We start from the raw sequence: 15,110 nt of genomic DNA on the forward strand, positions 1-15,110 counted from the left end.
AAATAGTCTATAAAATTACAGTTATATCAATAAGTTGGAATATTCAATCATTTTATCGAAATGAGGGCTGCTATATGTTAACACTTGAACAAATTCATGCTGCTAAACAAAGAATTTCATCTTATATATATGAAACACCTATTATTCGTTTAAATGGGCTCGATCAACTTTTAGGATGTCACGTCTATATAAAAGCCGAGAATATGCAAAAAACAAACTCCTTTAAGCTTCGAGGGGCTCTCAATAAAATGCTTTCCATGTCGTTAGAACAATTACAAAAAGGCGTAGTTGCTTCATCCTCAGGTAATCATGGCAAAGGTGTTGCCTATGCTGCCAAGTTATTAAATAGTAAGGCGACAATTGTTCTTCCAGATTCAGCTCCTACCATTAAGGTTGATGGAATACGTGCCTTAGGTGCAGAGGTTGTACAATGTAAGCTGGCAGAAAGACATGTACTAACAGAAAAGCTTAGTCGTGATCATGGCTATTGCAACATACACCCTTATGATGATTACGATATTATGGCCGGACAAGGAACAGTAGGCTTGGAAATATTAGCACAGCTCCCTGATGTCGATATTATTGTTGTTCCTATTGGCGGTGGTGGATTAATTAGTGGCGTTGCAACTGCTGTAAAGTCTATGGCCCCTCATATCAAAATAATTGGTGTGGAGCCTGCTGTCATTTCGCGTTATAGCAAAAGCTTAAAAGCTGGCGAAAGATTGCTTTTAGCGGAACAAAAATCTTTGGCTGATGCTCTACTAACTTTACAGCCTGGAGAAAGGAATTTTCCAATTGTTCAACAGCTTGTCGATGAGGTTGTAAATGTGGATGAGACTTTGATCCAACATGGGATGAAAACCTTACTCTCCGAGGGTAAAATCATCGCGGAGCCCTCCTCTTCTATCGGGCTTGGCGCTGCCCTACAAGGAGCTTTGCCTATTCGTAAAAACGAAAAAGTGTGCTTCCTTATTTCAGGAGGCAATGTTGCATTACAACAATAAGCCCATTAAGGTACTAGCAAAAAAAGCATCCACTCAAATTTAACGAGTAGATGCTTTTTTTGCTTGTCGAGTTTAAACGTAACTCTCAGGATTTTTTAAATTCATAACGTCCTTTTTAGGAAATAAAGCTCTCCAGAAATAAATTGCGAGACCAATTAACACTAGAACATGAAAGATATAAAGAGAAGTAGCAAGAACCGTAGGCTCACTTTGATCAGTCAAGAAAGCAATAAAATCATGCGAAGCGTGCCAGACAATCGGGAAAATAATACTTTTTGTCTTTGCAACAATTTCTGCACAAACTAGCCCAAAGAGGAATGCAAAAGCTACTTTTAGTAATGTCAATAAGAAATCTTGACCGGCAAATAAATTTTCAAGATGTCCAATCCCAAACAAAATAGAAGAACCTATAATAGCTGTTTTAAGCCCTTTTGCTGATAAATATTTGAAAATTAGGCCCCGGAAAATAAACTCTTCATAAAAACCAACGGCAATAACAAATAGAAGCAAAATAAATACATATTGCGCAGAAAAACCATCTCGATCTGTAATACCACTAAAGAATGCAATCAACTCAGAAATAACGATAACAGCCATCCATGCCTCTGCTTTAAACTTTCTAAAACCGAAATCTTGGAAAGAAAATTTACTTTTTTTCATGATCCAGAGAGTAACTAGTGCACCAACTGCAAAGGCAATAAATCGAATTAAATCTATAGAACTTAAGCTACTTATATTTTTGACAGTTATAATTGCACCAGCTATGAAAGGAAAAACAAGTGCAAGTAAAGTAAATAATATCGATAAAAGAATAGGTGAATTTTTTATTTTCATTTATTTTCTCCATTCAATAATTTTTGTTTGACGCCTTCAAAAACGTCCTTTAAAATGCTCTCAATTTCCGAACTATCTAAATCACAAGTATTCGTCGCACACATTGTCGCAATACCGTGCGTAGTTAGCCATACATCTATAAATAGAGATTTAGCAGAGGTTTGAGTTAATCCTGTTAATTTGGAAATTATCGCTATAATCCCTTGGTTTTCTACGTCACTTAGTAAATCCGAAAAGCTGGAGATTTTATATTTATTGGATAGAAATAATAGCTCAAAAAGCTTTTTTTCTTCGCGAGCAAAGTCAATATAAGCTAACCCCATTCCTAAAAAAGAACTTTCATGCAAGCCATGAAACATTCTTTCATTATAAAGATTGCTAGCTCTTTCATAGATTGCGTGCTTTAAATCGTCCATACTCGAGAATAATCGAAAGATAGGCTTTGTCGAACAACCTAACTCTTTTGCTAAATCCCTTGCATTAATACTATCAATGCCACTTTTTCTAGCCATTTCAAAAGCACAATCCAATAAAATTTCCTCTGTAAACCGTTCTTTTGGTGCCAAAAAATTCCTCCTCCTTTCGATAGGTAACATCCGTTACCTATAATGTATCAACATTTTCCTATCTTTGTCAATAAGGTAATCGAAAAGATTCCTAAGAAATGAAAAAAGCTCACTATGTAAACGGTGAACTCCTATAGCGATGAATCCCGGAACGATTATGTTAGCTAAATTCAAAAAGCAAAGGGGATAAAAGTGTCTCATTACGAAACCCCACTTTTATCCCCATACCTAGCCCAAAACCACTGGATGTATTTGCTAACAGCTCTGGCAATTTAAATCATCGGAAATGACCTAGTTATTTTCCTGATGGCTTTCTTGTTTAATTTGATTGATTCTCTTTTTTCCCCATTCATACATCATCTCGACGATTGGTAATAACGTCATCCCTAGTTCAGTCATTGAATATTCGACTTTCGGGGGAACTTCTGGAAACACTTCTCTATGAACAATCTCATCTTCCATAAGTTCACGTAATTGGTTTGTTAATATCTTATGCGATATTTTCGGAAAGAGTCTTTGAAGCTCACTGAAACGATGCGGTCCTTCTACACCTAAATGCCACAAAATAACAACTTTCCATTTCCCACTAATAATTGATAATGTAAGTTCTTTTTCACAATGATAATCATTATTTAATATTCTATCTTTTATCTCGTCTCTTAATTTATCCGACACTGAGCTAGCTCCCTTTCATCTAAGTAACTTTTAGTAACCTCCGCACCAAAAAGTGCACTCTTCACATTGTAGAAAAACGTAGTAGAATGAGGTTAGTCTTAAAGACAAATCTTAATCTTTTTAGGCGGCAAACATTTATGATTACCAGGGTAATTTTATCAAACTCACTAAATGTTTTAGTTAAATACGCTTTATTTAGCCTAAAATAAAACTATCTCATCCTAAAGGAGCAAAAACATGCAAACAATCGCAGGAAAAGTGGCGTTAATTACAGGAGCAGGGCGCGGAATAGGACGCGCAACAGCAGTAGCATTTGCGCAAGAAGGTATTCACGTAGGTCTTGTGGGCCGTACTCTTGAAAATTTACAACAAGTAGCAGAAGAGCTTAAACAGTATGATGTGAAAGTAGCAATCGCTGCGGCAAATGTAGCGGATTTAGACTCTATTACCAAAGCTGTTGAATCTATTCGTGGCGAGCTTGGTGCAATCGATATTTTAGTAAACAACGCTGGCATTTCAAAATTCGGTAACTTCATGGACTTAACGCCTGAAGAATGGACAAATATTATCGATGTCAACGTAAAAGGTGTGTACTACACAACACGTGCTGTCTTACCGGAGATGATAGAGCGAAATACGGGTGACATCATTAATATCTCATCAACAGCTGGTCAAAAAGGTGCACCAATTACAAGTGCATACTCAGCTTCAAAAGCTGCTGTTATCGGACTAAGTGAGTCATTAATGCTTGAAGTACGTAAGAAAAATATTCGCGTTACAACATTGACGCCAAGTACAGTTGCAACAGATATGGCTGTTGAGCTAAATTTAACAGACGGCAATCCAGAAAAAGTGATGCAAGCAGAAGATTTAGCAGATTTAATGGTTGCACAGCTAAAACTTCATCCACGCGTTGTATTAAAACATGCTGGACTTTGGTCAACGAACCCTTAATAGAACTATCTAAAATATCAAGACGCTGTCCAATGTATTTTGGATGGCGTTTTCCTTTTTAGAATAATAAGGTATCTATCACATGAATGGCATCACTTGCAGCAGCTTGATAACAGCATCTAGAGCATCCTACTTTCTCTAAGAGAAAAATGGGGCTAGCTCATAGCTAAACCCCATTTAAACCGCTTCATATCAGCATTTATTATGCCCTACTTATTTTACCCAACCCAAAATCATTTCTCTTAATAATTTTGAAGCTGTATTTGCAGTCATTTCTGATGAATCATAGATTGGTGCAACTTCAACTAGGTCAAAGCCAACAACATTGACACCACTTGCTGCTATCGCATGAATTGACGCTAATAATTCTTTCGACGTAATACCTCCACAATCTACAGTACCAGTGCCTGGTGCATGTGCCGGATCAAGTACGTCTATATCAATCGTCACGTAAACATTACGTCCTGCTAATGATGGTAATACCTCTTTTAACGGCTCTAATACTTCAAATTTTGAAATGTGCATACCGTTTTCCTTCGCCCATTCGAATTCTTCCTTCATACCTGAACGAATACCAAATGAATATACATTTTTCGGTCCGATATGTTCGGCAATTTTGCGAATAGGTGTTGAGTGAGAGAGTGGCTCCCCTTCATATTCTACACGTAAGTCTGTATGTGCATCGAAGTGGATAATTGCTAGGTCATCGTATTTTGCTGAAACAGCCTTCATTACAGGCCATGACACTAAATGTTCGCCACCCATACCAACTGGAATTTTGCCATCTGCTAAAAGCTTTTCGATAAACTTTTCAATTTCATCTAATGAGCGTTGCGCATTCCCGAATGGCAATGGGATATCTCCCGCATCAAAATATTTAACTTCGTCTAGCTCACGGTCTAGATATGGGCTATATTCTTCTAGACCAATTGATACCTCTCGAATACGTTGCGGACCAAAACGTGAGCCTGGACGATAACTAACTGTCCAATCCATTGGCATACCATAAATGACTGCCTGAGCATCCTCATATGTAGGATGACTTTTTATAAAAACATTTCCTGAATAAGCTTCATCAAATCTCATTACTCGCCCTCCACTTTTATTAGAATTATTTTTATTGAATTCATTTTTATCGGCTAATCATTATAACGTGGGGTTGATTTCCGTTCAGGCGGAACGAAAATCAACTTATCCACGTAAAATATATTTTAATATTCTTTCGATGATGAACCTTCTTACCATTGCACTATGAAGGACTTACAGGATTGTAATGAAACCTCTATCCTTCCATCCTCGTATACATTATTGGAACATCTAGCAAAATTCGATTAAAATCTACAAGATGTCGAATGCTAGCATTTCAAACAGTACAAAAAAAGTATAGATGTTTTTGAATAAAGTGCAATAGTTTTTACCTAGAATTTCGATTAAAGATGAATGTTCAGACACATACTATGACTAAGTGTGAGAAAACGAGGTGAAGTCGGATGAAGAGAAAAAGCTATCAACTTAAGCAAAAACGTGCGAAGCGTACACGCAAAACACTTACCCTTTTTGTCGCCTTTACATCTGCAATTGTAGTAGCATTTGTAGCAATACGCATCTATGTTCAAGTGGCTGGTGCTCCGCCTCTAACCGTACCTAAAGCCTCTATTTTCTTAGATGAAAATGGGAACCAGATTGGGGATCACTTTACGAATGAACGACGTTATTGGGTTAGTCTTGATGAGATGTCACCCTATTTAAAGCAAGCAGTGGTCGCTGTTGAGGATAAAGATTTTTATAAGCATGGGGGTTTTGATTTTTCACGTATCGCTGGTGCATTATTAATTGATCTTAAGGCTGGAGGTAAAGTGCAAGGTGCAAGTACAATTACGCAACAATATGCGCGAAATCTATATCTTTCTCATGAAAAGTCTTGGACCCGGAAATTAAATGAAGCACTGTATGCTTATAGATTAGAAGTTTTTTATGATAAGGATGAAATACTGGAAGGCTATTTAAATACTGTCTATTACGGACATGGAATGTACGGTGTAGAAGCAGCTAGTCGATTTTATTTCGGAAAATCTGCAAGTGATTTAACACTAGCAGAAGCAGCCATGTTAACAGGTGTTCCAAAAGGACCAAGCATCTACTCACCTATTGCCAATCTAGAAAAGGCAACTAATCGTCAGCATGTGATTTTAAAACTGATGGCCGATCAAGGTGCTATTACGCAAGATGACAAATCACGTGCGGAAAGTGAACAGCTTGTCCTAAAGAACGACAGCTGGGTGGCTACAAAATCAGTGGCACCATATTTCCTTGATGTAGCATGGCAAGAAGCAAGTGAAATTCTGAAATCAAAAAATCTCGACATAAGCGAGGGTGGCTGGACTATTCAGACAACACTCGACATTGGTCATCAAAAAGCTGCAGAGGAAGCTGTAGCCAAAAATATGCCTGCTGATGATCTCCAAACCGCATTTGTTAGTATGAAATCTAATACAGGTGCCGTTACAGCGCTTGTCGGAGGCAGGGACTATTCTGCAAGTTCATTTAACAGGGTTACACAAGCAAAGCGTCAACCAGGCTCAACTATTAAACCTATATTATATGCAGCAGCATTAGAGAATGGCTATTCACCATTAACTTTTTTAAACGTAGGAGAGACAACTTTCACTTATGATAATGGACGTGCCACATACGCACCTAAAAACGTTAATGGTCAATTTGCAAATCATGATATGTCTATGGCACAAGCTATCGCTATTTCCGATAATATTTACGCAGTTAAGACTCTAGAGGAGATTGGATTTAAAGCATTTCACGATATGGCTAATCGCTTCAACGTGAATATTGGCACTAAGGACAATCCATCCATAGCGCTTGGAACGACTGAAACAACTTTATATGAAATGACGAATGCCTATAATGTTTTAGCATCACAGGGTCAGAAAACACTGCCAACGACTATTATTTCTATTGAAAATGCTAATGGTGATGTCATCTATGAAAATAAAGAAGTTGATAACAAAGCTGAATCAGTTCTCTCAAAAGAAAATACGTATATCTTAACAGAAATGATGACAGGTATTTTCGACCCTGTATTTAGTGATTATTCTCCAGCTACAGGGATTAGCATTCGCTCTCGTATGACGCATACGTATGCAGCTAAATCTGGCTCTACAAATAGTGATCAGTGGCTAATTGGATTTACACCTAACTTAACTGCTGGTGTGTGGAACGGCTATGACCAAGGGAAAAATTTAACGGCAAAAGAAGATACTGCAGCTACAAAGCACATATGGATTGACTTTATGGAGGCTGTCAATAAAGGAACAAAGAACGAGGATTTCACAAAACCTAAAAACGTTAAAGGTGTTGTCATCGATATTGAAACAGGTAAGCTGGCAACAGATGCATGTCCTAAACAACGTCTCGTCTATTTAGATGCTAAGGATGTACCGACTGAAAAATGTACAAACTTCGATATTCTAGATAAAAACACATGGGGTGAATTTTGGAATATGTTGCCATTCTCTATTTTTAAAGATTAACTAATACTATGGAACCTTCATTAGCTATAGACGTTCTTATTGTTGAAGGCTCTCGACAAAGAAATAGATATATACGAAAAAGAAAAGCTTTCTCTTCCCCGGAGACATGTCCGTGGGAACAGAAAGCTTTTCTTATTTATGGTTCGCGAAGTAGATGAGCATCATGGGGCATTTGGCTTGGGTTTGGGTTGTTCAAATGCCGCATAGCGCTCATCACATTCGCGGAACCAAGTGTCCTAGCTTACTAAAATGTAAGCTATGCATCAAGTTTACTTTGTTTCAAACCCACTTTCAACCTTATATCGAAAGCGATTGCAAAATGTCACAGATTGTTCAATCATTGTAGGTCTATTATACAAATAAGTCTTGACGCAATTGCTCCTCACTACGTTCCCACAGGTCCGGATTGAGCTCTTCCAGGAAAGTAGCTAATACTTTTTTAGATGGTGCATCCATATGATCTACGATAATTTGACGCTTCATCGATTTATCCATTTTGTTAACATGATCAGCTAAAATTTTATAGCCACGACGTTTTTCACGATTGACCACCATTTCGCAAGCTGTTACACCTGCATAGTAAGGTCCATCCTCTTTATGATCTATTGTCACCCATACTAACCAATATGATTTTCCACCCTCTGAATCAGAACGATCCGTCGTAAACTTAATGCCTCGTTCAACATCACTGCGCGCATGCATAGCACCGATTTCAACTGATGCTTTCCCCTCTTCTATATCGATAATGACTGGTGACACGTTTTCAAGTGAAAGCGAACCGATTCCAAATCCCTTATGTCCGTCAGTTGGATCGTTTTTAATAATGGTAAAGCCCATTTTTTGTTTTGGTTTTTCTTCATTTGCCATACTTTAATTTCCTCCATTCTGCTATTATAAAGTAAAGCATAGTTACGCGCATTGATGCCAAATTGTATGTGACACTGGCATTGCGCAAATGCCTAAATTCAAGTAAGAAGTTTATACTTTCTTATCAATTTCGATTTGGCGTAATTGCGTACGGATTTTGAATTGTGGCTGCACAATTCATTCCTTTGAAAATCCGTGACATCCGCCGGGGGCTTTATCTTCATTCAGTAGGTGTTTGGACACCCACTGAAAAGGAACCATGTCCGGGTTCATCTTACCACCTTCAGAGGTTGAAGTCTTCTACTGAATGGAGATAAACTAACTATACAACATTATTCAATAAAGGAGGCAATATTATGCCATATGTAACAGTGAAAATGCTTGAAGGTCGCACAGAAGAACAAAAACGTGCTCTAGTAAAGGAAGTAACAGAAGCCGTTTCTCGTACAGTTAACGCACCTGCAGAAAACGTAACAGTTTTCATCGAAGAAATGTCTAAAAATCATTACGGTGTTGCAGGCGTTCGCTTCAGTGATAAATAAAATCAGAACGGGTAGAGCTGCCTAGCGCTCTACCCATTTTTTAAATTATTATAAGGAACCTTATTGGCGATTCGTAATTTCACTACTAGGATGTGATGTTGAAATGAATAAACTTAGACTGTCCCTACTTATTTGTATGCTCATCATTGGCCTTTTATTTATATTTATTAATCCCATTCAAAATGCTATTATCGCTCATTTGAGTAACCAATTAAATACAACTGATTATAGTACTAAGGACATTGAAAAGAACAATAAAGCGGACGCCGATTTTGAATTTGAAGATGTACAATCATTATCCATTGCGGAGGTTTTAAAAGCACAAACTAAGGCAAATAAAATGCCTGTCATTGGTAGTATTGCTGTTCCTAGTGTTAATATGCAGCTTCCTATCGTCAAAGGAGTTGGGAATGTCGCCCTTGCCGTCGGAGCTGGTACCATGAAGCCTAATCAAAAGCTTGGACAAGGAAACTATGCATTAGCAGGCCATTATTTTGAGGAAAAAGATATTTTATTTAGCCCCTTATACAAAGCGAGCATCGGAGATACGATTTATCTAACAGATTTAACAAATATTTACGAGTACAAATTAACGATTAAGAAAATTATCGCTGCAACGGATGTTTATGTGATTGATGATATCCCTAATAAGACTGCTTTGACCCTCATTACATGCGCTGATAAGGGTACGAAACGCCTTGCCATTCAAGCAGATTTTGTCGAGCAGTATCCATTCGATGAAGCACCAGCAAAGTTATCAAAAACCTTTTAAAATAGGAAGAACCCCAAGATTTCATGGTCTTGGGGTTCTTCTTCTTGAAGATTATTTTATTTCAGCATTACGACGACGCAATAACAATAATGCACCTAAAACAAGAGCTACACCGATTAGTGTAAGAGCTGTTTGATCTGCTCCATCAGTCTGTGGTAGTTTGCCTTTCGCATTTAATTGTGCTTCTAATCGTTTTGCATCTGCTTTTATACTATCGATATCAAGAGATTTTGCTACCTCTGCCTGTTCCTCTTTTGATAAGTTGTTATATTTATTGAGGAAATCCTTATACGCATCTAGTGTGTCTTTAGTTGCTTTAGTAGAATCATACGGTGGTAAGTTTTTCCCTTGATCAATGACATTTTGTACAGATGGTTTAGACGTTTCTGTTTTCCCAGGAGTCGTTGAATTATTTGAATCAGTTGGTTCACCTGGCTTGCCTGGATTTGTTGTCGGATCTGTTGGTTCACCTGGTTTACCTGGGTTTGTTGTCGGATCTGTTGGTTCGCCTGGTTTACCTGGGTTTGTTGTCGGATCTGTTGGTTCACCTGGTTTGCCTGGGTTTGTTGTTGGATCTGTTGGCTCACCTGGTTTACCTGGGTTTGTTGTTGGATCTGTTGGTTTTCCTGGCTTGCCTGGGTTTGTTGTCGGATCTGTTGGTCCACCTGGATTACCAGGGTTTGTTGTTGGATCTGTTGGTTCACCTGGATCTGTTGTTGTAGGTGGTGTCGGCTGAATTTTAGCCTCACAAGTATTCCCTACTATAACTGTACCAATAATTGTCTTACCGTTCTCTCTTACAATATACTTGCCTGGCTTAATTATTGAATTGCTAATTGTAATTTGCCCTTTACTATCTGTTGTAAACTCTGTTGAACCATTATCTTCAACTTCTGTACCATCTTCACCTGTAATGGTAACTTTCACACCTACACGTGGCTGACTGTACATATTGTTAATTGTTAAAGTGAAGTCTGGACAAACTGGTGCAGTTAGTAATGTAGTTTCACAAGGCTCTTGTGCATAAGAAACTTCAATCTCACCTAAGTAAACATTTTTGTCATAAACATCATATTTACCTGCTGGAATTGTTTTAGATTCAAATGTTAAGTTACCATTGCCGTCTTTTTTCGTTGGAATTTCATTACCAGATTTATCTTTAATGATGACATCTTTACCTGGCTTAATTACACCTTTATCATCTTTAATAACTACTGTGAAGGCTTCACATTTAGGTGTTGGCTGAGCTTCAGCTTTACAGTTGATATTGCTTTCGAACTCGTCAATTTCTTCTCCACCCACTTCAACTGTGTAAACACCTGGCTCTAAATCGATTAATTCAATAACACCGTTGTTTGTAGTTTTTGTAGCTACAACGTTATCATTATCTTTATTTTTAACTGTCACTGAAGTGCCGTCAGCAACTAATTTGCCATCAACATCATATACAGTTAATTCAAACGTTTCACATTTTGGTGCTTGTTGAATGATAAATTCAAAACCACAAGCCTTCTGGTATGTTAAATGTACCGTCCCTATATACTGCTTACCCTCATATACAGTATACGTACCTGGTTTTACACCATTTGTAGGGTTATTTTTGTTAGATTCAACAATAAACTTACCTGCTGCATCAGGTGATACCTTTATTTCTGTAGTACCTGATTTTAAAGTTAACTCTTGAATGTTTGTACGGATATTTCCTTCCGTATCTTCAACTACAATTGTGAAGTTGTCGCATTTTGGTTCTGGTTGAATTGGAGGCGCTTCACATGTACCATCGTATTTCACAGTAACTTTACCAAGATCACCTTCAACTGAATGAGTTACTGTATACTCACCAACTGTGAAATTATTAGGTAATGTTACTTCACCACTTGTTACTGTGTATGGTCCTGTTTCTACACCGTTTTTATCTTTTAATGTAACTGTGCCTGTTGTAATAGGCGTACCATCAACATCATTAATAGCAATTTTAAATTGTGTACAACCAGTTACTGGTGTTGTATTTACAAGTTCAGTTACTAAATCTGGATTACTATCTAGTGTAGTTTCTCCATCTAACTTAAATGGATAATCTTCCATTTTATCGTAGCCAGTTGGTGCTGCTACTTCACGAATTAGATATGCGTTGTACGGTACATTTTCAAATGTAAATTCGCCATTTTCATCTGTTGTAGCCGTTTTAATGATATATTCATTTGTTGCTGTTTTTTTAATAAGTTGGAATGTAACATTAGCTAGATTTTCTTTAAATTGGCCCGTAGCTGAATCAATACCAACTTTTTTGAATTTCGCACTTCCACGTGTAGAAGTGAAGTCTGACTCTGAGCTACTAAAGTTAAATTGACCAGTAAACTTTTCTTCCGTTTTTTGGTTAGCCATTGTTTGACCAGTATAATTCAATGTTGCTGTATTTTCTAAAGGATCATTTTTCTTACCGAAGCCCACTGTTTCATACTGTACTCGATAGCCCTTCTTAATTAAGTCAGGGAAAACGATGCTAAAGCCACCTACTGTATCGAACGTTACAGTCCATCCTAATTCCGCAGGTGTTTTCCATGTAGTACCATTCGTAATACCTGTTGAAGTTACCGTATATGGTGCTATTTTGATACTATTCTCTAATAACATTAAATTGTTTCCTGGTAGGTCTGTTAATGTTACGTTGTTACCTAAATCAGAATGAGATTTATTTACATCTAACGTCCAAGTAATTTTTTCTGTAGTCGCATTTTGAGTTGGTGTATTTTTCGTAATTAAATTATTCGCTACGTTTCCATCAATTATTACTGGAGTTGAATCAAGTGTAAACTCTTGAGTACCTTTTGTTTTAAATGTAGCACCATTTGTATAAACATTTCCTTTTTCATTTTCATTATCAGAACCGATACCTAAAATGTTGTCATCATCAATCGTTTTATAACGAACAACGTATGCTTGGTAGTTTAAACCATCTGCTATATTAAATGTTAATGTAAAGCCTTTATCGGTTTCATTTGAGATAGTGTAGTTGCTCGGATCAATTGGTGTTGTCCCAATTGTCCCACCTGTATCACTACCACCTAAGTTAGTTAAAGGCAGTACAACAATAGTATCTTCTACATACTTATGTCCAGCTCCAACTGTATCAACTAACACTGCTCCATTAATATCTTTTTTATTAATATTAACTTTTACATCCCATGTAAATTCCTGTGTTGAGTAGTTGAAGGTACCTGATTTACTACCGTTATTAACGGTAGTTGATTGTGGAACATAGCTTGATGTTTCTGATTTCTTGTATGTTTTATCACCACTTGTCCACTCTGTAGCAGCTGTATTACCATACCCATTTTTTTGCACTTGACCATCATCTTCAATTGCAAAGCTTGTTTGATAAGTTACTTTCGCTGTTCCACCTGCTGGTACATTAATACCAGTAATTGTAAAGCCTTTAGTTAAATCTGCATCAGGTGTAATTGTTGGTGCACCTGTATTTCCACTAATTTTTATACTTTCGAGAACTAACGAATGTGTACCATCAGCGCCATTTGCTGTAAATGTATCAGTTAATGTTAAGTTACTAATCGATTTTTTTGGATTATCAGATTTAATTTCGATTGTCCATGAAATTACTTTTTCATCAAAGTCAACTTTATGTGATTTTGAAAGTAAATTTTCAGTTAGTGTAAATGGCTTAGTAAATGTTTTACCTGAACCGCTTGTCACGCTGTTATTAAACGAACCTGTTTCCGTTTCATAGAAATCTTGTTTATTATAGTTCGCTTCATACACAATGGTATATGCATCTGAAATATTATTCTTAAATGCTAATGTGAAAGATTCTTTTGTAACTGATTCAATACTATATTCACTTGTATTTACTAATTGACCACTCGTCACCTCAGTAGCTACATTTCCAGCTGCATCATTCATTTTATATACTTTAATGCTTGATGCGTCAATTTCGTGAGGGCCTGTAATTGTATCAGTAATCTTTGCATTAGCTTGATCGATATTTAACAGGTTATGATTGTAATCAATACGCCACGTTGTTTTATAGTTTGTATTACTGATTAACTTTTTTTCTAAAGCTTTACCATACGTAATTGTATGAGTTGCTTGATTAGAAGTTTCATTCGGTTGTCCAGCATTAGTAAATGTAACTGTGTTATTGAAGTTAACTACATCATCACGCTCATCAGCTTCTAAATTAACTGCAGTTTTATACGTAATTTTATATGCGTATTTACCAGTTAGCTTACTTGCAATATCATCCCAGTCACCATCTGTAAGAACCGGCTTCCCAGGACCTGTTTGATCTCTAACACCGCTTAAACCAACTTCATATTGATACACGTTCACAGAATTAGCAACAATGACGTGTCCTCCTGTTGCCTTATCCGTTAAAGTTGCATTATTTAATGTTTTACCAGCTTCGTTAACCCAAACTTGCCATTCCATTTCATGGTTACCACTTGCTGTTGGTGTAGGAGTACCTACTTTTGACTTACTTACTTTTTTATCTTTAGTTGAAGGTAAGAAAGTAAATGTGGCTTTAATGGTTTGACTACCTCCAATAAGTCCTGGAATTTCTAGCTCTTGCTCAATTTCATCAGAAAGATTGTTAAATCCAGAAGTGAATGTTATTGTCAATTCTTCTGGTTGAGAGCTCGCTGATTCTAGTGTCATACCACTTAACTCTACAACTACTTTATTATCAGTAGTTGTATAATCATATGTGATACCATTTACTGTTTTCCTACCTTTAAATGCTTCTTCAAAGTCAATTAATGATTTAGGTAATTGGAATTCAAACCAGCTACCGTCTCCCCAAGCTTCTCCTTGATCATCTTGCATAGGAACTGAGAATTTAACAGTAAAGTTAGCTAATGTATCTTGAGGTAATTCTCTTTCAAAAACACCATCTTCAACTGTTTTTCCATCAATTTTCATCTCAAATGATGTTAATATAGCTGGAACTTGTTGAGCAGCTAATGTTCCCACACTCAACGGTACTATTTTCTCCAAGTCATCAGTTGCTGCTTCTGCTTCTGCTTCTGCTTCTTCACTATCCCCATCTACCTCTTCACCTATATCTTCTTCTACATCTTCTCCTATGGCTTCTTCAGTATCGCTTTCAGGAGCTTGACCTGTGCCTTCCTCTTCATTGATGGCATTGTCATTTTCATTAGATCCCTCGTCTCCAATATCTGTGTCAGCTTGTTGTATAGTGCCTTCTGATTGCTCCGACGTTGTTGTAGAAGTGTTTTCGCTTGCAAACACCGAAATCGGTGAAAGCACTGTTTGGAATACGAGTAGCAATAAGATTATTGCTATGTTTAATTTTTTTAATTTCCTCATGTTTC

Annotated in this window: 11 protein-coding genes; 5 read left to right on the top strand and 6 right to left on the bottom strand. The window is 37.1% G+C overall.

Annotation, left to right across the window (positions count from 1 at the left end; translation table 11 throughout):
• Positions 1-74: 74 nt before the first annotated feature.
• Positions 75-1,004 carry a threonine ammonia-lyase gene (locus tag ACIQXF_RS05165; protein WP_402779862.1) on the top strand — a complete coding sequence of 310 codons (930 nt, stop codon included), beginning with the start codon at positions 75-77 and terminating at the stop codon, positions 1,002-1,004.
• Between the two features lie 72 nt (positions 1,005-1,076).
• Here the strand turns inward: ACIQXF_RS05165 and ACIQXF_RS05170 are convergent, their stop codons facing one another.
• From ACIQXF_RS05170 to ACIQXF_RS05180, 3 genes are all read right to left on the bottom strand, one after another.
• Positions 1,077-1,838 carry a CPBP family intramembrane glutamic endopeptidase gene (locus ACIQXF_RS05170; protein ID WP_402779863.1) on the bottom strand — a complete coding sequence of 254 codons (762 nt, stop codon included), beginning with the start codon at positions 1,836-1,838 and terminating at the stop codon, positions 1,077-1,079.
• Positions 1,835-2,404, bottom strand: coding sequence for a TetR/AcrR family transcriptional regulator (locus ACIQXF_RS05175; RefSeq protein ID WP_402779865.1), 570 nt, complete (start codon positions 2,402-2,404; stop codon positions 1,835-1,837). The genes ACIQXF_RS05170 and ACIQXF_RS05175 overlap by 4 nt, the downstream gene beginning before the upstream one ends.
• Before the next feature lie 291 nt (positions 2,405-2,695).
• Entirely contained in the window at positions 2,696-3,079 is a 384-nt protein-coding gene (locus tag ACIQXF_RS05180; protein WP_402779867.1) for a winged helix-turn-helix transcriptional regulator, read from the bottom strand.
• Between the two features lie 237 nt (positions 3,080-3,316).
• On the opposite strand from ACIQXF_RS05180, the gene ACIQXF_RS05185 reads away from it, so the two are divergent.
• Entirely contained in the window at positions 3,317-4,033 is a 717-nt protein-coding gene (locus tag ACIQXF_RS05185) for a 3-ketoacyl-ACP reductase (protein WP_402779869.1), read from the top strand.
• 213 nt (positions 4,034-4,246) lie between these two features.
• Here ACIQXF_RS05185 and speB read toward each other — a convergent pair whose 3' ends face one another.
• Positions 4,247-5,119: an agmatinase gene (gene speB, locus ACIQXF_RS05190; RefSeq protein WP_402779871.1), complete on the bottom strand. Its 873-nt coding sequence runs from the start codon at positions 5,117-5,119 to the stop codon at positions 4,247-4,249.
• A 404-nt stretch (positions 5,120-5,523) separates the two neighbouring features.
• Here speB and ACIQXF_RS05195 point away from each other — a divergent pair, with 404 nt between their 5' ends.
• Positions 5,524-7,578: a transglycosylase domain-containing protein gene (locus tag ACIQXF_RS05195; protein ID WP_402779873.1), complete on the top strand. Its 2,055-nt coding sequence runs from the start codon at positions 5,524-5,526 to the stop codon at positions 7,576-7,578.
• Between the two features lie 351 nt (positions 7,579-7,929).
• On the opposite strand, the gene ACIQXF_RS05200 is transcribed toward ACIQXF_RS05195, so the two are convergent.
• Positions 7,930-8,445: a YwhD family protein gene (locus tag ACIQXF_RS05200; protein ID WP_402779875.1), complete on the bottom strand. Its 516-nt coding sequence runs from the start codon at positions 8,443-8,445 to the stop codon at positions 7,930-7,932.
• 356 nt (positions 8,446-8,801) lie between these two features.
• Here ACIQXF_RS05200 and ACIQXF_RS05205 point away from each other — a divergent pair, with 356 nt between their 5' ends.
• On the top strand, positions 8,802-8,987 hold the full coding sequence (locus tag ACIQXF_RS05205) for a 2-hydroxymuconate tautomerase (protein WP_004231516.1): 186 nt from the start codon (positions 8,802-8,804) through the stop codon (positions 8,985-8,987).
• A 103-nt stretch (positions 8,988-9,090) separates the two neighbouring features.
• The gene (locus tag ACIQXF_RS05210; RefSeq protein ID WP_402779879.1) at positions 9,091-9,759 is read left to right on the top strand and encodes a class A sortase; all 669 of its coding nucleotides are present in this window, start codon (positions 9,091-9,093) and stop codon (positions 9,757-9,759) included.
• Between the two features lie 51 nt (positions 9,760-9,810).
• Here the strand turns inward: ACIQXF_RS05210 and ACIQXF_RS05215 are convergent, their stop codons facing one another.
• Entirely contained in the window at positions 9,811-15,105 is a 5,295-nt protein-coding gene (locus ACIQXF_RS05215; protein WP_402779880.1) for a collagen binding domain-containing protein, read from the bottom strand.
• Positions 15,106-15,110 lie beyond the last annotated feature (5 nt).

The sequence above is a fragment of the Lysinibacillus sp. NPDC097231 genome (assembly GCF_044761885.1).
Taxonomy (GTDB): domain Bacteria; phylum Bacillota; class Bacilli; order Bacillales_A; family Planococcaceae; genus Lysinibacillus.

What these genes read in the sequence shown, in the direction of transcription:
- ACIQXF_RS05165 (WP_402779862.1), top strand. Translation starts at nt 75, where the DNA reads ATGTTAACACTTGAACAAATTCATGCTGCTAAACAAAGAATTTCATCT.
- ACIQXF_RS05170 (WP_402779863.1), bottom strand. Translation starts at nt 1,838, where the DNA reads ATGAAAATAAAAAATTCACCTATTCTTTTATCGATATTATTTACTTTA.
- ACIQXF_RS05185 (WP_402779869.1), top strand. Translation starts at nt 3,317, where the DNA reads ATGCAAACAATCGCAGGAAAAGTGGCGTTAATTACAGGAGCAGGGCGC.
- speB (WP_402779871.1), bottom strand. Translation starts at nt 5,119, where the DNA reads ATGAGATTTGATGAAGCTTATTCAGGAAATGTTTTTATAAAAAGTCAT.
- ACIQXF_RS05195 (WP_402779873.1), top strand. Translation starts at nt 5,524, where the DNA reads ATGAAGAGAAAAAGCTATCAACTTAAGCAAAAACGTGCGAAGCGTACA.
- ACIQXF_RS05200 (WP_402779875.1), bottom strand. Translation starts at nt 8,445, where the DNA reads ATGGCAAATGAAGAAAAACCAAAACAAAAAATGGGCTTTACCATTATT.
- ACIQXF_RS05205 (WP_004231516.1), top strand. Translation starts at nt 8,802, where the DNA reads ATGCCATATGTAACAGTGAAAATGCTTGAAGGTCGCACAGAAGAACAA.
- ACIQXF_RS05210 (WP_402779879.1), top strand. Translation starts at nt 9,091, where the DNA reads ATGAATAAACTTAGACTGTCCCTACTTATTTGTATGCTCATCATTGGC.
- ACIQXF_RS05215 (WP_402779880.1), bottom strand. Translation starts at nt 15,105, where the DNA reads ATGAGGAAATTAAAAAAATTAAACATAGCAATAATCTTATTGCTACTC.